This window comes from Paenibacillus sp. FSL H3-0310 (assembly GCF_038002785.1).
GTDB classification, from domain to species: Bacteria; Bacillota; Bacilli; order Paenibacillales; family Paenibacillaceae; genus Paenibacillus_AQ; species Paenibacillus_AQ odorifer.
Window position 1 is genome coordinate 2,026,046 of sequence record NZ_JBBODC010000001.1, and the last position, 19,440, is coordinate 2,045,485.

Annotated in this window: 19 protein-coding genes; all 19 read left to right on the forward strand. The window is 44.1% G+C overall.

Going from position 1 to position 19,440, the window contains the following annotated elements; all coding sequences use genetic code 11:
- Positions 1 to 4: 4 nt before the first annotated feature.
- Complete coding sequence (locus MHH63_RS09135) at positions 5 to 466, forward strand: chemotaxis protein CheW (RefSeq protein ID WP_036688501.1); 462 nt, start codon at positions 5 to 7, stop codon at positions 464 to 466.
- A 36-nt stretch (positions 467 to 502) separates the two neighbouring features.
- A complete protein-coding gene (locus MHH63_RS09140) occupies positions 503 to 1,096 on the forward strand; it encodes a chemotaxis protein CheC (RefSeq protein WP_282579874.1) in 594 nt (197 codons plus the stop codon).
- Complete coding sequence (locus tag MHH63_RS09145; RefSeq protein WP_036688499.1) at positions 1,089 to 1,586, forward strand: chemotaxis protein CheD; 498 nt, start codon at positions 1,089 to 1,091, stop codon at positions 1,584 to 1,586. Before MHH63_RS09140 ends, MHH63_RS09145 begins: the two co-directional genes overlap by 8 nt.
- Positions 1,587 to 1,621: 35 nt before the next feature.
- On the forward strand, positions 1,622 to 1,999 hold the full coding sequence (locus MHH63_RS09150) for a hypothetical protein (RefSeq protein WP_445321765.1): 378 nt from the start codon (positions 1,622 to 1,624) through the stop codon (positions 1,997 to 1,999).
- A 90-nt stretch (positions 2,000 to 2,089) separates the two neighbouring features.
- Complete coding sequence (locus MHH63_RS09155) at positions 2,090 to 2,878, forward strand: FliA/WhiG family RNA polymerase sigma factor (protein WP_076127824.1); 789 nt, start codon at positions 2,090 to 2,092, stop codon at positions 2,876 to 2,878.
- A 29-nt stretch (positions 2,879 to 2,907) separates the two neighbouring features.
- Complete coding sequence (locus tag MHH63_RS09160) at positions 2,908 to 4,311, forward strand: DUF342 domain-containing protein (protein ID WP_036688497.1); 1,404 nt, start codon at positions 2,908 to 2,910, stop codon at positions 4,309 to 4,311.
- Between the two features lie 51 nt (positions 4,312 to 4,362).
- Positions 4,363 to 4,677 (forward strand): hypothetical protein, encoded by a 315-nt coding sequence (locus tag MHH63_RS09165; protein WP_076127826.1) that lies wholly within the window; start codon positions 4,363 to 4,365, stop codon positions 4,675 to 4,677.
- Between the two features lie 49 nt (positions 4,678 to 4,726).
- Entirely contained in the window at positions 4,727 to 5,305 is a 579-nt protein-coding gene (locus tag MHH63_RS09170) for a hypothetical protein (RefSeq protein ID WP_076127828.1), read from the forward strand.
- Positions 5,302 to 5,958 carry an endolytic transglycosylase MltG gene (locus MHH63_RS09175; RefSeq protein WP_076127830.1) on the forward strand — a complete coding sequence of 219 codons (657 nt, stop codon included), beginning with the start codon at positions 5,302 to 5,304 and terminating at the stop codon, positions 5,956 to 5,958. Before MHH63_RS09170 ends, MHH63_RS09175 begins: the two co-directional genes overlap by 4 nt.
- A gap of 161 nt (positions 5,959 to 6,119) precedes the next feature.
- On the forward strand, positions 6,120 to 6,821 hold the full coding sequence (gene rpsB, locus MHH63_RS09180) for a 30S ribosomal protein S2 (RefSeq protein WP_036688493.1): 702 nt from the start codon (positions 6,120 to 6,122) through the stop codon (positions 6,819 to 6,821).
- Between the two features lie 132 nt (positions 6,822 to 6,953).
- Positions 6,954 to 7,604: a translation elongation factor Ts gene (gene tsf, locus MHH63_RS09185; RefSeq protein WP_036688492.1), complete on the forward strand. Its 651-nt coding sequence runs from the start codon at positions 6,954 to 6,956 to the stop codon at positions 7,602 to 7,604.
- Between the two features lie 102 nt (positions 7,605 to 7,706).
- Complete coding sequence (gene pyrH / locus MHH63_RS09190) at positions 7,707 to 8,435, forward strand: UMP kinase (protein WP_036688491.1); 729 nt, start codon at positions 7,707 to 7,709, stop codon at positions 8,433 to 8,435.
- A complete protein-coding gene (frr, locus tag MHH63_RS09195) occupies positions 8,435 to 8,989 on the forward strand; it encodes a ribosome recycling factor (RefSeq protein WP_076127832.1) in 555 nt (184 codons plus the stop codon). The genes pyrH and frr overlap by 1 nt, the downstream gene beginning before the upstream one ends.
- A gap of 78 nt (positions 8,990 to 9,067) precedes the next feature.
- Positions 9,068 to 9,835 carry an isoprenyl transferase gene (locus tag MHH63_RS09200; RefSeq protein WP_076127834.1) on the forward strand — a complete coding sequence of 256 codons (768 nt, stop codon included), beginning with the start codon at positions 9,068 to 9,070 and terminating at the stop codon, positions 9,833 to 9,835.
- 20 nt (positions 9,836 to 9,855) lie between these two features.
- Complete coding sequence (locus tag MHH63_RS09205; RefSeq protein ID WP_076127836.1) at positions 9,856 to 10,659, forward strand: phosphatidate cytidylyltransferase; 804 nt, start codon at positions 9,856 to 9,858, stop codon at positions 10,657 to 10,659.
- A 23-nt stretch (positions 10,660 to 10,682) separates the two neighbouring features.
- Positions 10,683 to 11,822 (forward strand): 1-deoxy-D-xylulose-5-phosphate reductoisomerase, encoded by a 1,140-nt coding sequence (locus MHH63_RS09210; RefSeq protein WP_076127837.1) that lies wholly within the window; start codon positions 10,683 to 10,685, stop codon positions 11,820 to 11,822.
- 247 nt (positions 11,823 to 12,069) lie between these two features.
- The gene (gene rseP, locus MHH63_RS09215; RefSeq protein WP_076190904.1) at positions 12,070 to 13,344 is read left to right on the forward strand and encodes an RIP metalloprotease RseP; all 1,275 of its coding nucleotides are present in this window, start codon (positions 12,070 to 12,072) and stop codon (positions 13,342 to 13,344) included.
- Positions 13,345 to 13,369: 25 nt separating this feature from the next.
- Positions 13,370 to 14,818: a proline--tRNA ligase gene (gene proS / locus MHH63_RS09220; RefSeq protein WP_036688477.1), complete on the forward strand. Its 1,449-nt coding sequence runs from the start codon at positions 13,370 to 13,372 to the stop codon at positions 14,816 to 14,818.
- Between the two features lie 268 nt (positions 14,819 to 15,086).
- Positions 15,087 to 19,415, forward strand: a complete 4,329-nt coding sequence (locus MHH63_RS09225; protein ID WP_248548834.1) for a PolC-type DNA polymerase III — start codon at positions 15,087 to 15,089, stop codon at positions 19,413 to 19,415.
- Positions 19,416 to 19,440 lie beyond the last annotated feature (25 nt).

Consider the following 19,440-nt stretch of genomic DNA (forward strand, 5'->3'; position numbering starts at 1 on the left):
TTCCATGGCTGAAGATATTAAAGTGATAGTGTTTAAATTAGGCGTAGAGGAATATGGAATTGAAGTTGAAAAGGTACAAACTATTGAGCGCATGATGCCCATTACTCGTGTACCTAAGACCTATTCATTTATCAAAGGTGTAATTAATTTACGTGGGGTTGTTATTCCTGTAATTGATCTACGGGGCCGTTTCGGCATCGAAGAGGCTGAACACACCGATCAGACAAGAATCATCATCGTGTCTGTTAATGAAATGGAAGTAGGCTTCATTGTAGACTCTGCAAATGATGTTATAGATTTGAACAGAGATTCTATTGATACACCTCCTGATGTTGTTGGCGGCATCAAGGCAAAGTATTTGGATGGGGTGGCCAAGATTGGAGACGAGCGCTTACTGATTATGCTTAACTTGTCAGAAGTGCTTAACAAAAGCGAAATCGTTCAATTAGAAAGCCTAGAGGGCTAACCTGTGGAACTATTTAAGCACTATAAGGATTTCAAAATGGATGTGCTTAAGGAAGTTGGGAACATTGGAGCTGGAAATGCAGCCACCGCATTATCACAGCTCTTGAATAAGCCGATAGATATGGCTGTTCCTAAGGTACAGCTCCTTAACTTTGAAGAAATAACAGATAAAGTTGGCGGAGCCGAAGAACTTGTATATGCGGTGTTTCTACGTGTGGAGGGTGAAGCTCCAGGTAACCTGTTTTTCATTCTGTCACCAGAAGCGGCTATGAACTTGCTTAGTCGTATTGCGGGCATTGAGCTATCGAGTAATGAAGAGCTTGGAGAAATGGAGCTCTCTGCACTAAGCGAAATTGGCAATATTTTGGCAGGATCGTATCTTTCTTCTCTAGCAGATTTCACCGCACTTTCTATGTATCCAACGGTGCCGGCCCTTGCTATGGACATGGCTGGCGCTATCCTTAGCTACGGTCTGCTGCAATTCGGGCAGATGGGGGACGATGCATTGTTGATCGACACTACCTTCTTCGAAGGGAAAAACGAAATTGAAGGGCAATTTTTCCTTATTCCCGATCCGGAATCATTCCCGAAAATCTTCAAATCGCTAGGAGTTCCTTTTGAAAATGATTGAAGAACAAAGCATTATTAAAGTAGGGATGGCGGATCTTAACGTGGGTAGCCAAGACAGTTTAATTCGTACCACAGGTCTTGGCTCCTGCGTGGGATTAACATTGTTTGACCCTGGAAAAAAGCTTGCAGGGATGGCGCATGTAATGCTCCCATCATCTGAGATTGCTAGGGAAGGGCAGTTAAACATCGCTAAGTTTGCAGATACTGCAGTGCCGGAGCTCTTATCCCGTCTGCTAGAGCTTGGGGCGGTTCGGAGCCGGATCGTAGCCAAGATGGCCGGAGGTTCACAAATGTTTGCCTTTGCCGGGGGGAGCGACACCATGAGGATCGGGCCTCGTAATGTTGAATCTTGTAAACTAGCACTTGAAAATTTAAAAATTCCGTTAATCGCAGAAGACACAGGCGGCAATTATGGCCGTACGATAGAAATAGCCTGCAACACTGGTATATTGTTTATTCGCAGTGTGCAAAAAGGCGCTAAGGAACTATAATTATGAATATGATTGGAAACATTTTGATAAACTTGGTGTCGGGTTTGGTAGGTTTCATATTTACCTTTTTTGTAACCTACAGTAACAATGTATTGGGTACTAGTTTATTAAGAAGCCTAATTGCATTTATCATCTGGTTTCTGCTTGCTTTCCTCGTAAGATGGGTATTGGGTTTTATTATGATTCAAACATCGCCTCCGGATGAAGTGGATACTGGTGGTGAAGAACTTGGGGCGAAGCTGGATATCAGCACGCCTAATGAGGATGAAGAATTAATCAATCTACTAAAACCGAAGCCAGGACAAGGAAACGAAAATAGCGAGGGATTTAAGCCTCTTACACCTCCTAAGCTAGTTTCGATGAAGGATCCTGAAGAATTGGCCAAGGCCGTTCGTCACCTGAAAGAAGAATAAGTGAGGGCTGAGGCGGAATCGGTGATCTTATTGGAAGGTACATTTCGCCGCGAATGCTCGCTGACTAAACTTTGGGAAGGGTGAAAGCTATTGAACGAGCGTAAAGCTTCTCAATTGGAAACTGACGAGCTATGGGAACAGTGGAAAGAACACAGAGACCCTGATGCCAAAAAGAAGCTGATAGAGAGTTATCTCCATATTGTTGATTATGTATCCAGTCGTTTGGCTGTGGGATTACCCAAAAATGTATCCAAAGATGATTTAGCCAGTAATGGGGTTATGGGACTAATTGATGCGATTGAGAAATTCGACTACAAACGAGGATTGCAGTTTCAGACCTATGCGTCCTGGCGTGTGCGTGGTGCGATATTAGATTCATTACGCCAAAGTGATTGGGTACCTAGATCCGTTAGGGAAAAAGCTAAAAAAATTGAGGACGCTTATCAGCAGCTGGAGCAGAAGCACTTAAGGTCAGTTAGTGACGAGGAAATGAGCCAATACCTTAATATTAGTGAACTGGAATTTCAAAATATGTTGCAGGATGTGGCTGTGATGTCACTTTGTTCACTGGAAGACCCGATTCGTGAAGAGGAATCAGAGACCCGAATGTCCATACTGGTGGACGATAAAGCTAAGAATCCGGATAGCAAGGTAAATGAATTCTACTTGCGCGAAGCGCTCACCAAAGGTATTGAGAAATTAACGGTGAAAGAAAGGACCGTTGTGTCCCTTTTATATTATGAAGATTTATCTTTAAGTGAGATTGCTGAGGTCATGTCGTTATCTCCTTCAAGAATTTCGCAGTTGCATTCCAAAGCTATTCTGCGGCTGAGGGGAACGCTCGAGAAGAACCGTGATCTCCTTATGCAGAACGATTAACCGTTAGCGGTGACAAGGGGGAGCAAAATTTGATCGGTCAATATGCTTTGAATCAGTACTTGAGTATAACTTTTTCGGAGGACAAAGGAATCGCGTATTTGCAGTTCTCCAAAAAGGATGAGAATTTTTCCTGCTCATCTACAGAACTGGAAGCCTTCCTGCACAGTCACAATATTCGCTACGGTATCAAGAGTGATGTTGTCGAACGTATTAGTAGTCATCCTGAGGAGTTTTTTTGGAGTAAAGTTCCGATTGCTGCAGGTTATCCTGCTGTGCATGGCACGGATGGACGAGTTATGCTTACAGTTGATCTGGAAGAGGACCGCAAACCGCTTGAGAAAGCGGATGGTAAGGTCGACTACAAGGACTTGGTCCGGCTTCGTAATGTGCTTAAAGGAAAGTTAATAGCTAAAATTATCCCTGCCCAGCCTGGAAAGTTAGGGATGACTGTTACTGGTGATGAGCTTGCTTTCAAGGCTGGAAAGGAAGCTCATTTTAAAATCGGGAAAAATGTACTCATTGATAACGATGGCACTTCGATGTACGCAGCGATTGATGGACTGGTCACGTTAACTGATAACGGGAAAATTAATGTGTTTCCTGTATATGAAGTGAATGGTGATGTCGATTACGGCACTGGAAATATTGATTTTGTAGGTACAGTCGTCATACGTGGGAATGTCCTTTCAGGCTTCACTGTAAAGTCTGCCGGTGATATTCGGGTTGTAGGCGGCGTTGAAGGTGCAGAGTTAATCTCTGGGGGCTCCATTGAAATTACTGGTGGAATTATCGGATATAACAAAGGCCAAGTTACCGCTGGAAAAAGTGTGAAGGTTTCTTTCATTCAAGATGGAAACGTAACCGCTGGTGAAGATGTAATTGTTTCTCAGAGTATTATGCACTCCAATATACGTGCTGGTAGAGATGTTATCTGTAACGGCTCTAAAGGTTTGATAGTGGGTGGAATCGTTCAGTCTGGAGAAAGAGTTGTAGCAAGAACTATAGGTAACACCATGTCCACTGCGACTGTGATTGAGGTAGGCGTGGTTCCAGAGCTTAGAAATGAGATTAACGAACTTCGTCAAGAGCTGCGGCAGCTGCTGGAGAACGAGGATAAAACCTCTAAAGCTTTGTATCTATTAAATCAATTGGCTACTAACGGTCAGCTCCCTGCGGATAAAGTGGCGCTTCGCGTCAAATTAAATGCTACTAAACAATCCCATCAACGTGAAGAAAAAAGAATTAAAGAACGAGTGCTAGAGATAGAAAGAATGTTAGAAGATACAGGTAGAGCGAGAGTTGAGGTTATCAAAACCATTTATGGCGGTTCAAAGATCATGATCGGCAGATATACCCGATTTGTTAAGGATGCTACGGAGCGGGTTGTGTTTATTTACAGTGATGGGGATATATCTTTAACGCCGTACAATTAATCGGGCGGGCAGCATTTGCGGCCGGCCATTACTTGTGAGAGAAGGGTTAAGATGAGCCTAAAACCGGTGGAACTGCAAATTGCTTTGCCTCGCACCACGGAGGCGGGCAAGCTTCAGAATGAATCTCAGCAACGTCCTGCTATCGACCAACATCAATTGGCTGGGCAAAATGTAAAACAAAGTCAGGAATTGGCCATGCGGAGCACTGAAGTGGATGAGTCTTCTGAATCAGCTTTACGGGATGGCGGTGGAAAAGGCAATCAGCATTCAGGTGGCAATTCTTCGTCAGATAAACATTCGAACCCGCCTGCAACCCGTGATGCTGAGCATCCTTACAAAGGCCAACGCATTGATCTAAGTCTTTAATAAGAATCTACACGAATCTACATCTGATATGTAAAAGGAGATAAGGCACTTGCAACCATGGGTTTATATTGTGCTAGTAGGTGTCGCCGCTATTCTTTATGCCCTTTTACTTCCCGCACGTGTAAAGGAAGGAAAAGCTAATCAGCAAAGCCTCAAAGATACAGAGGCTGCGCTTGAGCTATATATGGCAGACATAGAGCGCGAGAATGAGGAACTGGTACAATTAGTTAGTAGTATTAAACAACAATCGCAAACTAATCATAATGTACTGCAGGGACAGGTTAATGAATTACAGAGTCAAGTGGTAGAGTTGCAGAACAGCTCTTTAAAGCTAGAAGCACGAGTGGCCGAGGAAGAAAAGAGTTTGAAAGAACTTGCAGTGTCGGTTGAACAAGGTTCGAAGGTTAAAGTTGGTGTAAACGAAGATCCGTCTCTCCCAGCAGAGATGAGTTCAGTGTCGCCAGATGTGAAAGCGAAACCTATTAGTTCGATAAAATTACGTTACCCAAGATTGTTTGAACTGCATGAGCAGGGCAAATCGATAGACTCCATTGCCAAGACAGCTGGACTTCAGCGAGGGGAAGTGCAACTGATTCTGCAACTTGCCAAACAGGAGGAATCGGTATGATTAAGAACCGTTCATTCTTGTTCGGGCTAGGCACAGGACTAATTACTGGCGCTTTATTACTTCAATTAATGATCTCCGGTGGAGCGGCTCCACTTACCAAAGAACAAGTTCTACAGGGTGCGGAGAAACTGAATATGAAAGTCATCGATGAAGCTGCAGTACCTTCCTCAGGGGAAACTGAGAATGATAATAAAGAGGAAGTCACAGAGACCGGGGGGGCGACAGCAGAAAGCAAGGAGAACGTCAGCCCCTCTGCGCCGGCTGCTGCAGCCTCCCCCACGCCGGCAGTGTCACCTACAACGCCTGAGAGCTCTGATAAAGCCATTGCGCCGAACAAGCCATCTACGCCTACTAACGGCAAGGTTGAGCAGCCAAAGGTCACTCCAAAGGCCAGTGCCGCTCCAACCGCTGTAGCTCCTGTAACGCCTAAAGTCACAGCAAATGCTAGTGTTTCTGTTCGAATTCCATCTGGCAGCACATTGACCGCAACAACAGATATTTTAGCGAAGGCTGGCGTCATTAAAGATAAGTCTACTTTTCTAGAGGCTGCAAACAAACGTAAGATTAATACCAAAATTCAATCCGGTTCTTATAGCTTTAATAAGGGAGAAAGTATTGACTCGATAATAGAGAAATTAATAACTTTAAAGTGATCGTTGCATACACTGAGATAATATGGTATAGTAATTGACGGTGTTAAAACACACGCCGGTTGATTTCGACAAGGGGTGCTTTCTTCTGAAGAAAGTCTTGCTGAAAGATGACGCATGGCGGAGGAGACACACAATAAACCAAACTTAGGAGGTGTGTGAAGATGGCAGTAATCTCCATGAAACAGCTTCTAGAAGCTGGGGTACACTTCGGTCACCAGACTCGTCGTTGGAACCCAAAGATGGATCGTTATATCTTCACTGAAAGAAACGGAATTTACATTATTGACTTGCAAAAAACAGTCAAAAAGGTAGAGGAAGCTTACAACTTTGTAAAAAGCGTCGCTGGTGACAACGGCACAATCCTATTCGTAGGAACAAAGAAACAAGCTCAAGATTCCGTAAAAGAAGAAGCAGAACGTTCCGGTATGTTCTTCATTAACCAACGTTGGTTGGGCGGAACTCTTACCAACTTCCAAACTATCCAAAAGCGTATTGATCGCTTGAAGAAATTGGAATCTTGGGAAGAAGACGGTACTTTTGAAGTACTACCTAAGAAAGAAGTTATCCTTCTTCGCAAAGAGAAAGATCGTCTTGAAAAATTCTTGGGCGGTATCAAGAACATGAAAGGTCTTCCAAGCGCGCTGTTCATCATTGACCCGCGTAAAGAGCGTATTGCAGTTGCAGAAGCTCGCAAATTGGGTATTCCAATCGTAGCTATCGTTGATACTAACTGTGATCCAGACGAAATCGACTACGTAATTCCAGGTAACGACGACGCTATCCGCGCTGTTAAATTGTTGACTGGTAAAATGGCAGACGCTGTTGTTGAAGCTCACCAAGGCGAAGACACAACTACTGCTTAAGTAGCGACTAACACATACAAGAACTTAAATGAAAAGGGTGGTTGGCAGGTGGATAACCTCTCACTGCCCTTTTTTTAGGATAAAGGCCTTGAATAATGTAAGAAAACGACAATTACCTGGAGGGAATAAACAATGGCAGTTGATGCAAAAGCAGTAAAAGAACTTCGTGAAAGAACAGGCGCTGGTATGCTTGATTGTAAAAAAGCGCTTGAAGAAGCTAATAACGATATCACTAAAGCAGCAGAATTGCTTCGTGAAAAAGGTCTGTCTGCAGCAGCGAACAAAGCAGGACGTATTGCTACTGAAGGCGTTGTAGAATCTTACATCCACGCTGGCGGCCGTATTGGTGTACTTGTAGAAATCAACTGCGAAACTGACTTTGTTGGTAAAACAGATTCCTTCAAGGAATTTGCTCGCGATATCGCTATGCAAATCGCTGCAGCAAACCCGCGTTATGTTCGTCGTGAAGAAGTTCCACAAGAAGATGTTGAAAAAGAAAAAGAAATCCTGAAAGCTCAAGCTTTGAACGAAGGTAAGCCTGAGAAAATCATTGAAAAAATGGTTGAAGGACGTATTGGTAAATATTACGAAGAATATTGCTTGCTTGAGCAAACTTTCGTTAAAGACCCTGACAAAACAATCTCCCAATTGTTGAATGAAAAAATCAGCACCATCGGAGAAAACATCTCGATCCGTCGTTTTGCTCGTTTTGAACTAGGCGAAGGTTTGGAAAAGAAAGTGGATAACTTTGTTGAAGAAGTTATGGCACAAGTTAATCAATAATAGTTTCATCATAAATGTGAAGAATTGAATAAAGGCAAGCATCAGAAGAGCGGAACACGTACACGTAGTGTTCCGTCTTTTGCAGAAAGTGAGGGTATACATTTGGAACAGCCGGTATTTAAGAGAGTAGTCCTTAAGGTAAGTGGAGAGTCTTTGGCAGGACAAAACGGATATGGTATTGATGCCGACATGATTATTTCCATCGCTGAACAGATCAAGGAAGTTGTAGAACTTGGCGTTCAGGTTGCGATTGTTTGTGGCGGGGGGAACATTTGGCGCGGGATCGCGGGCAGCGCAAGCGGCATAGATCGCGCTACTGCAGATTATATGGGCATGCTGGCAACAGTAATGAACTCACTTGCACTGCAGGATGCATTGGAGCAAATCGATGTGCCAACAAGAGTACAGACTTCGATCTCGATGCAGCAAATTGCTGAACCATACATTCGTCGTCGTGCGATTCGCCACTTGGAGAAGGGCCGTGTTGTTATTTTTGCAGCAGGCACAGGTAACCCATTCTTCTCAACAGATACTACTGCAGCACTTAGAGCGGCAGAGATCGAAGCAGAAGTTATTCTGATGGCGAAAAATAAGGTTGATGGAGTATATTCTGCTGATCCGTTCAAAGATAGTACCGCTGAGAAATTCGAACAGCTTACTTATATGGATGTTCTGAACAAAAACCTCGGTGTTATGGATTCAACAGCTTCATCTTTATGCATGGATAACAATATACCGCTCATTGTATTTGCCATTACAGAACAAGGCAATATCAAACGTGTCGTTCTCGGTGAGAAGATCGGAACGATTGTTAAAGGGAGTGTAGATTAATGCCACAATCGGTCAAAAAAAATGCTGAAGAGCGTATGGAAAAAGCGATTTCATCGCTGAAACGTGACTTGGCGACATTACGTGCAGGACGTGCAACAACATCGCTTCTCGATCGTATTCAAGTTGAATATTACGGGGCACCTACTCCAATTAATCAGCTGGCCAACATTAGTACTCCGGATTCCCGGACACTGTTGATTCAGCCGTGGGACAAAACATCGATGTCTGATATTGAACGGGCGATCATGAAATCCGATATCGGATTGACACCTGCCAATGACGGCACCATTATTCGTCTTTCTATCCCTCCGCTGACTGAAGAGCGTCGGACGGACTTGGTTAAGCTGACTAAGAAATTTGGTGAAGAAGCGAAAGTTGCGATCCGCAACATTCGCCGTGATGCCAACGATGATATTAAAAAGATGGAGAAAAACGGTATCTCTGAAGATGAGTCCCGTGGCCATCAGGAAGACATTCAAAAAACAACGGATAAGTTCATAGCCGAAGTTGACAAAGTGCTTGTTTCCAAAGAAAAAGAGATTATGGAAGTTTAATGATATTCAAGAGACTTAAGGCCCCTCCGTTAATGGTGGGGTTTGTCTCTTTCTGATAAGAGCTTGGAGGAAACGGAAATGATCAAACGGATTCAAGCGTGGCTGAGCCGTAAAGACAGGCAACAGTCAGTCGAGATTTCACCGGATAACATTCCCCGGCATGTGGCTGTGATAATGGATGGTAATGGACGCTGGGCTAAACGGCGCGGCTTACCGCGCGTTATGGGTCATCAGAACGGCATGAAGGCTGTCAAACGTGCTACGATCGCTGCAGACGAATTAGGTATTAAATACTTAACGATGTATGCGTTCTCGACAGAAAACTGGATACGCCCGAAAGAAGAAGTCGATTACTTGATGCGTTTGCCTGGGGAGTTTCTGGCGATTGAGCTTGATGAGCTAATCGAGAAGAATGTTCAAGTACGCATGATGGGTGACGCTGACGCTTTACCTTCATATACCCGTAAGGCTATGGAAGAGGCGGTAGCTCGAACAAAAGAGAATACTGGATTGATCTTAAATTTTGCTCTTAACTATGGTGGACGCAATGAAATAGAAGGCTGTATGCGCAGTTTAGGGAAAGATATCCAAGCTGGTATATTGTCGCCAGAAGAAATTACATCAGAGTTGATTAACAACAGACTATTAACTGCTGGTTTACCCGATCCTGATTTGCTGATACGTACAAGCGGAGAAATTCGGCTTAGCAATTTTATGTTATGGCAGGTTGCCTATAGTGAACTGTGGTTTACTGATGTGTACTGGCCTGAGTTCGACAAAGAGCATTTGCATCAGGCCGTTGCTGAATATCAACGACGAACACGCCGTTATGGTGGACTGAAGTAGCTTGTTAGGAGATGGAACCTTTGAAGCAGCGATTGATTACCGGAATTGTTGCCGGAGTATTATTTTTAGGGTTATGTGTACTGGGAAACTGGCCGTATCAGGTTCTGCTTATTGCTATGGCTCTTATAGGTTTTTATGAATTTGTCAAAATGATAGGTATTCCTACGCTTTCCGGTACTACTGTTCTGGGTTACGCAGCTATTCTAAGCTTCATGATCCCATGGAATTTGCTTGGTGTTAATGAGCCGTTGTCCTGGGAGCAAGGGATTTGGATTCTGCTGTTATTGTTCCTTCTGGTCACCGTTTTTACTAAAAATAAATTAGATATTCGAGTAACAGCCTTGCTGTTTACTGGCATTGTATACATTGGAATGGGCTTCTCTTATATGGCCGTGGCTCGTGCATCGGATGACGGACATGGTTTGTTCTGGACTTTTTTGCTCCTGTTCTGCATTTGGGGCAGTGATGCGGGGGCATATTTTGTAGGCAGAAGCTTTGGCAAGAATAAGCTCTGGCCGGCCATCAGTCCTAACAAAACGGTGGAAGGTGCTGTTGGCGGGGTACTGATCTCGATGCTTATTTCTATCGTGTTTGCGCTGCTTGCTCCTGAACACTTGACGATAGGACGAGCATTGCTTATTGGGCTTTCTTGTGCGATATTAGGACAGCTTGGAGATCTTGTGCAGTCAGCTTATAAACGTGCGTATGGCATTAAAGACTCAGGTACACTTTTGCCAGGGCATGGCGGTATTCTTGATCGATGTGACAGCTGGATTATCGTATTTCCATTCGTACATATTGTAATGCTTATGCCTTACTATTAAACGAAGGGAGAGAGAGTATAACTATGAAAAAAATAAGTGTTCTAGGTTCGACGGGTTCGATCGGCACTCAGACTCTAGATGTCATCGCAATGCACCCAGACTCTTTTGAAGTAGATGGCTTGGCGGCCGGAACAAATACAGCATTATTACTGGAGCAAGTTCGTCGTTTTAACCCGCGTAGAGTCTCTGTGGCAACGAAAGAGCTGGCAGATGAGATTAGATCCAGCCTACCTTCTGGTATAGAGCTTTACAGCGGGAATGAAGGGCTTGTTGAAGTGGCGGCTGGCGGCGATGCCGAAATGGTCGTAACGGCTGTTATGGGAAGCGTAGGGCTTCAATCAACACTAGCGGCAATTGAAGCTGGCAAACATATTGGACTCGCCAATAAGGAGACATTAGTAACGGCCGGACATTTGGTCACTGATCTTGCTAATCGTAAGGGAGTTAAGCTGTTGCCGATTGATAGTGAGCATTCAGCTATTTATCAATGTCTCAATGGCGAGAACATCTCAGATATTGCCTATATTACTTTAACAGCATCCGGCGGCTCATTCCGTGACTTTACGCGTGATCAGCTTAAGGATGTGACGGTAGAAGATGCGCTTCGTCATCCGAATTGGAGCATGGGCGCGAAAATAACGATAGATTCTGCTACAATGGTGAACAAGGGCCTAGAGGTTATTGAAGCGCATTGGTTATTCGGTCTTCCGTATGAACAAGTGAATGTGCTGCTGCACCCGGAGAGCATCATTCACTCATATGTTGAATTCCGTGATAGCAGTATTATTGCCCAGCTTGGCAATCCCGATATGCGTGTCCCGATTCAATATGCACTTACTTATCCAGCTCGTTGGGAATCTCCGGCACAGCGTTTGTCGTTAGCAGAGATAGGACGTTTGACCTTCCGTGAAATGGACTTTGAACGTTACCCTGCACTGAAGCTAGCGATAGATTGTGGAAAAGCTGGTGGAACAGCGACTACGGCTTTTAATGCTGCGAACGAAATAGCTGTTGCTCGATTCTTGAGTCATGAGATCTCGTTCCTGCGTATTGAGGAGATTATCGGAGAAGTGCTAGATCGTCATAATAACGAGCATAATCCGAATCTGGAACAAATTGAATCCTGTGATAGACGTGTTCGAGAACTGGCAGCTACGCTGTAGAACGTTGAAAGATCTCCTTTTAGAAATATAAGAAAGTATAAGTTTCACTTTATACAGTATCCTTATATTTCTCGCGTAAACGCGTACCGACTCCTTAAGGGACACCGATGGTGTTATTGCTTGACTGGAAATACTTACTTTGCCCTAAAAATAGGTTGGGACAGTTGATTCTCTTGTGCCTGATCGGAGAATAATGATAAATTAAGAGGACATACTTCGGTCTTACACCTAAAGGGGGATGATACGTTTGGAAATGGTTCAGGTCGTTTTTTTAACGGTGCTCATGTTTTTTGTACTTGTGACTGTACACGAATGGGGTCACTATTATTTTGCCAAACGCGCCGGTATTCTCGTGAGGGAATTTGCTATCGGTTTCGGTCCGAAACTGTTTTCTTATAAACGGAATGAGACTCAGTTCACTCTTCGTTTACTGCCTTTTGGCGGTTATGCCCGCATGGCTGGTGAAGATCCTGAGATTGTCGAGATAGGTTCTGGACAGACCATTGCGGTAAGGCTCGGACAAGACAATAAAGTTAAAAACATTTATCTGGATGCACTAGACACCCGTAGAAATGTTATCCGTGGTGAGGCGCTGAATACCGATCTCGAGGATAAATTGCAGATTACCTTAGATGTGGACGGAGAAGTTACAACTTATGATGTTCATCCGCAAGCGATGATGATTAAAGGAACGCAACAGACACAAATTGCACCTAAAGATCGTCAATTCGGCAGCAAGACCGTGGGTCAGCGTGCGTTGGCTATCGTTGCGGGTCCTGTGATGAACTTTCTGTTAGCCTTTGTACTCTTTGCCATCCATTTGCAAATGGTCGGTATTCAAGTTGAAAATCCTACTTTTGTTAAGATTGGTGACGTCTCCGAAGGAATGCCTGCGCAAGAAGCAGGACTCCAAAAGGGTGACATCATTGTCTCTATCAATGGTGAGAAAATCGGTGCTGATTACAAAAAAATGATTAGCTTGACCTCGGAGTCCAAAGGGAAAGAAATGAACTGGACGCTGCAGCGGGGAGAGGAAACCCTTAACGTTACGCTAGTTCCTCGCAGTATGGAAGGACAAGAAGGCGGTAAAATAGGCATCACTCCTGAGCTGCCTACTCGTAAAGCTGGTTTTGGCGAGACGATAACGGGTTCAGGAAAAGCTATGGTCGATACGACAGAAGCTATCTTTTTGGGCTTTAAACAATTGATCAATAAATTCAATATGGATGATATTGGAGGTCCGGTTCGTACGTTTGAGGTAACCGGTCAAATTGCTCAACAAGGTATTCAGTATCTTACATACTGGGCCGCTATTTTGAGTCTATATCTGGGGATATTTAACCTCTTGCCGATTCCGGCACTCGATGGAAGCCGTCTGGCATTCCTAGGTGTAGAGGCACTGCGTGGCAAACCTGTGGATCCGGGTCATGAAGGCATGGTTCACTTTGTAGGTTTTGCACTGCTATTTTTATTAATGATTGCTGTTACGTATAATGATATTTTACGTTTGATCAGCGGCTAATTTTCTTCGGGAGGCATTCCATTACATGGCAAAAGATAAACAATTCGTTACGGAAATCACGCCGCAAAGCGAGGATTTCTCACGCTGGTATATTGATGTTATTAAAAAAGGAGACTTGATGGATTACTCTCCTGTTCGTGGCTGTATTGTATTTAAGCCAGAAGGCTATGAAATATGGGAGCATATTCAGGAGGAAATGAACCGTCGACTCAAGGAAACTGGGCATCGAAACGCTTATTTTCCAGTGTTCATTCCAGAGAGTTTCTTTCAGAAGGAAAAGGATCACATTGAAGGCTTTAATCCAGAGCTGCCATGGGTAACAGAAGCGGGTGGTGACGTACTTGAGGAACGTCTCGCAGTTCGTCCTACTTCAGAGACCATGTTTGGCCACATGTACTCCAAATGGATTCAATCTTATCGTGACCTTCCTGTACTTATCAATCAATGGGCGAACGTGGTTCGTTGGGAGAAACGTACATTGCCATTTATCCGCACTACTGAGTTTCTTTGGCAAGAAGGGCATACCGCGCATGAGAATGAAGCGGAAGCTCGTGAAGAAACTATGCGGATGCTGGATAACTACCGTGATTTTGTCGAGACCTATCTTGCCATTCCGGTTATTACCGGACAAAAGACACCTTCCGAGCGTTTTGCCGGTGCGGTAGATACGTATTCTATTGAAGCGATGATGAAGGATGGACGCGCTGTTCAGGCTGCTACTTCACATTACCTTGGCACCAAGTTTGCCACAGCTTTTGAGATTCAATATTTAAGCCGTGACAATAATTTGGAGTATGTACACACTACTTCATGGGGCTCAACCACTCGCTTGATTGGCTCCTTGATTATGGTACATGGAGATGACCGCGGTCTTGTTCTGCCGCCTAAGGTAGCTCCAACGCAAGTTATTATGATTCCTATCGGACCTCCTAAGACCCGCGAAGCTGTGATTGGGCGGACGGACGAGCTGTTCAAGGAATTGAAGAATGCTGGCGTACGTGTACGTGTAGATGATCGTTCAGATGTTACCCCAGGCTGGAAGTTTAATGAATATGAAATGCGTGGAGTGCCAGTACGTTTGGAGCTTGGACCACGCGATATGGAGAATGGCGTCTGCGTTCTCGTCTCACGTGTCACCGGAGAGAAGAAGGTTATTCAACAGGAAAACCTCGTAGAAGAGGTTCAAACAATGCTTGAACAGGTTCACAATGAAATGTTCGAACGTGCGCTGAAATTCCGTGAGGACCATTTCTATTCTGTAGATTCCTTGGAGGAAATGAAAGCTTCGATGGACGAAAAACGTGGATTTGCTCTAGCGGGATGGTGTGGTTCCGAAGAATGCGAGTCCAAAGTTAAGGAAGAGACAGGTGCGGGTAGCCGCAATATTCCTTTTGATCCAGCGGAGACTAAGCAAGTCTGCATTTGCTGTGGCCAACCAGCCAAGCATACTGTGGTTTTTGCAAAGGCGTATTAATCATTAGGCACCGATCAACAGTCTTGTAGTATTTTAATTTAGCTTCTGGCGAAAGGAGTCGGCGGGCCGTAAGAACCCAATGCTTTTTGAAACCAGAAGCTTTTTAAAATATAAGAATTTATAGGAATTCGCTATAAATTATCCTTATATTTTACGAGAAACAGTTGTCGTCTTTAAAAGGCGACTACATCGTTTCTTCTTATCATATTGTACTTTCACTGTATATCATGGATAGTTTTAACTGGGTTATTAAAGGTGGGAGGAAAGCATGGAACAAAACCAGGAGAGAAGAAAAAGGTTCGAGCTCTTGATGAAGCAGGGTGAAATTCCGCCTGCAATCATGGACCCCTACTTTTTGGACGGGTATATAGAACGTGTTGAGATCAGTCGCGGTAATCGGGACTGGCAAATCATTATTGCGAAAGAAAGTCTGGTTCCAGCACAGGTATATCGGACATTTTGCCTTAGAATGCGTGAGAAGCTACAGCATATAGCTAAAGTAAGCTTTTTGTTCCTATATGATGAGAAGGTTAGTAGAGCGGAGCTTGTCCAGGAATATTGGGGACTGTTTCTGGAGTGGGTGCATCGGGAGATTCCATCGGTGAACGGCTGGCTGACCCGCTCCTCACAGGAGCTTAAAGAGGATACTTTAATGTTAACGATGAGTGATTCCACCTCGATGGAGCTGGCTCGCAAAAAAGGCATCGATGGAGCAATTATTAAATTTTATGAAAAGTATTTCGGTCTCTCCTTAAAAGTTAAATTACTAATGGCGGAGAACGAAAATAATAATGTTGAAGCATTCGAAGAATTTCAGCAAAAGCTTCAGCAAGAACAACGCGAGATCGTTGAGCAGATGATGACTGCTGTGGAAACAGAAGCTCCTGCTGATGATAGCGATCCTAATGAAGTAATTAAGCTTCAAGTGGGGTATGAAATTAAGGAACAGGCCGTGCCGATTCTTGAAATTCAAGATGAAGAGAAGAAAATTACAATTCAGGGTACCATTTTTGGTCTGGATCGTAAGGAGCTTCGCAATGGCAGTACCTTGTTCACTTTCAGTCTGACCGATTTTACGGATTCTCTACAAATGAAGATGTTCGCGAAGACTAAAGATGATCTGAAGGTTATGAGTCAGCTAGCTAATGGCAAATGGGTAAGAGCACGCGGGAAAGTAGAATATGACCGTTTTATGCAGATTCCTGAGCTCGTGATGATCCCTTCAGATTTAACGGAAGTTAAGGCACCGCCTGCGCGTAAAGATACAGCTCCTAAGAAACGGGTGGAATTCCACCTTCACACTACGATGAGTACGATGGATGCGGTCACTCCGATCACTACCTATGTCAAAACAGCTGCCCAGTGGGGTCATCCTGCGATTGCTATTTCTGATCATGGCGGCGTTCAGGCTTTTCCTGATGCAAACCATGCAGCTCATAAGCATAAGATAAAAATGATTTATGGTGTGGAAGCTAATGTTGTGAATGACTCTGTGAATATTGTCGAGAACGCTCAGCCTTTGGACTTGAAGACAGCTACCTATGTAGTGTTTGATATAGAAACCACGGGTTTATCGATTACCCGCAATAATATTACGGAGCTGGCGGCCATTAAAATGTGCGAAGGCAAAGAAGTAGACCGTTATTCTACTTTTGTTAATCCGCATGAGAAAATCCCTTATCATATTCAGCAATTGACCAATATTACGGATGAAATGGTTAAGGATGCTCCTGATCTTGAACCAGTGCTGCGTAAGTTTGTTGAATTTGTGGGTGACAGTATCCTTGTAGCTCATAACGCCAGATTTGATATGGGTTTTATTCAGGCCTCGTTACGTAAAATAGGTGAACCTGTGCTTCCGAATCCATCTCTTGATACGCTTGAGCTCGCGCGGTTACTATATCCAAGCATGAAGAATCACAGGCTGAACACATTAGCCGATAAATATAAAGTTCTTCTGGAAAGCCATCACCGTGCGATTGATGATACCATAGCACTCGGCGGTATATTAACAGGATTGCTCGCAGATGCTGAAAAGATGAAGGGCATGACCCGCCTTGATCGACTAAACGATTATGTGGGTAATGATCTTTCGAACACACGACCGTTCCACTGTAATATTTATGCACTAAATCAAATAGGGAAAAAAAATCTCTATAAGCTCATTTCCATGTCACATACGGAATATTTCAAACGTGTACCTTGTATTCCGAAATCCAAGCTGGAAGAGCATAGAGATGGACTGCTCGTGATTTCCGGTTGTGAACGTGGAGAGTTTTTTGAAGCAGTACTCAACAAAACGACTGAGGAAGCCATGGAGGTTGCTCATTTTTATGATGTGCTGGAGATTCAGCCATTGACCATGTACATGCACTTGGTGGACAAGGGCTTTGTAGCAGGTCCTGATGAGCTTCGCGATGTAGTCCGGAAGGTTTGCGAAATAGGGGAACAGTTGAATAAACCTGTTATCGCAACGGGGAATGTGCATTATCTTGAACCCCGGGACAAGCTGTATCGTGATATTACGATTAATGGGATCACGGGCTTTAGTCCGCTTAAAGACCAACGCAAACCGGATGCACACTTCCGCACAACAGATGAAATGCTGTCTGAATTCGAATTTCTTGGTGCTGAAAAAGCGATGGAAGTCGTTGTCACAAATACAGTTGAGCTGGCGGAGCGTTTTGAAGAACTGGAGCTATTTCCAGATAAGCTATTTACACCAATTATTGACGGGGCGGACGAAGAAATTCGCGAGACCTGCTACAATACTGCCAAATCCATTTACGGTGAAGAGCTGCCTGAGGTAGTTATTGCCCGTTTGGAGAAAGAGCTTGCACCGATTATTAAATACGGGTTCTCTGCCAACTATTTGATTTCTGAACGTCTTGTTAAAAAGTCAAATCAGGATGGGTATCTCGTAGGCTCGCGGGGTTCCGTAGGTTCTTCTGTAGTAGCTACATTTCTTGGGATTTCAGAAGTAAATCCTTTGCCTGCGCATTATATTTGCCTAAACCCCGAGTGTCGCCATAATGAATGGTTCCTGGACGGTAGTGTGCGGAGCGGATTCGATTTACCAGATAAAGTCTGCCCGGATTGCGGTCAGAAGCTCAAAGGTGAAGGCCAGGATATTCCGTTCGAGACCTTCCTTGGATTTAAAGGGGATAAAGTCCCCGATATCGACTTGAACTTCTCAGGGGAATATCAGCCGAATGCACATAACTTTACCAAAGAAATGTTTGGTGAGAAAAATGTATTCCGTGCCGGAACGATTGGTACCGTAGCTGAGAAGACAGCCTTCGGATTTGCAAAAAAATACGAAGAACTGCACCAGAAACGTTGGCGTGGAGCTGAAGTTGGCCGTCTGGCGGCTGGCTGTACAGGCGTTAAACGTAGTACGGGACAGCATCCGGGTGGTATAGTCGTTGTTCCAGACTATATGGAGGTAGAAGATATTACGCCAGTACAATTCCCGGCGGATGATGTCAATGCTGAATGGAAGACCACACACTTTGATTATCACGCTTTTGACGCGAATTTGCTGAAGCTTGATATTCTGGGTCATGATGATCCGACGATGATGCGGATGCTTCAGGATTTGACAGGTGTTGATCCAACTTCTATCCCGATGAATGATCCGAAAGTAATGAGCATGTTTAACTCTACAGATGCACTTGGAGTAAGACCTGACGAAATCAGATCACCGGTTGCGACCTATGGTGTGCCCGAAATGGGTACCAAGTTCGTACGTCAAATGCTTATTGAGTCGAAGCCGTCCAGCTTTGCTGACTTACTGCAAATATCAGGTTTGTCTCATGGTACTGGAGTTTGGCTTGGTAACGCTCAAGAGCTTATAAAGAATAACACTTGTAACATTAAGACCGTTATCGGTTGTCGTGATGACATCATGCTCTTCTTAATTTATAAAGCGGGAATGGATGCGAGCTTGGCCTTTAAAATTACCGAGAGTGTTCGTAAAGGTAAAGGTTTGTCTGACGAGTGGATCGAGGAAATGAAAAAGTGCAAGGTCCCACAATGGTATATTGATTCTTGTCTAAAGATTCAATACATGTTCCCGAAGGCGCATGCTGCTGCATACGTAATTTCTGCAGTGCGTACCGCCTACTTCAAGCTGTATCATCCTATTGAATATTATGCGACTTATTTCTCTGTACGTGCAGCAGATTTTGATATTGAATTGTGCTGTAAGGGGTATGAAGCCATCAGCCGTCAGATCGTAGAAATTGAGCAAAAAGGATTTCAAGCTTTGCCTAAGGAAAAGGCTATGTTGCCTGTCCTTGAGATGGCTTTGGAGATGACGGCACGTGGGTTTACATTCAAAAACATTGATCTTTACCGCTCAGAAGCGAATAAGTTTATTGTTGATGACAAGAGTTTGATCCCTCCGTTTTCTGCTTTAGCGGGAATTGGTGAGAATGCTGCTATCAACATAGCTGCTGCGAAAGATGCTGGCGAGTTCCTGTCTATTGAAGATTTCCAGCAGAAATCAAAGGCAAGTAAGACGGTTATTGAGCTGCTGACCGGCATGGGCTGCTTCCGCGGCTTACCGGAAAGCAATCAACTTTCCCTATTTTAAAGGCTTTAACAACACTTATTTCATG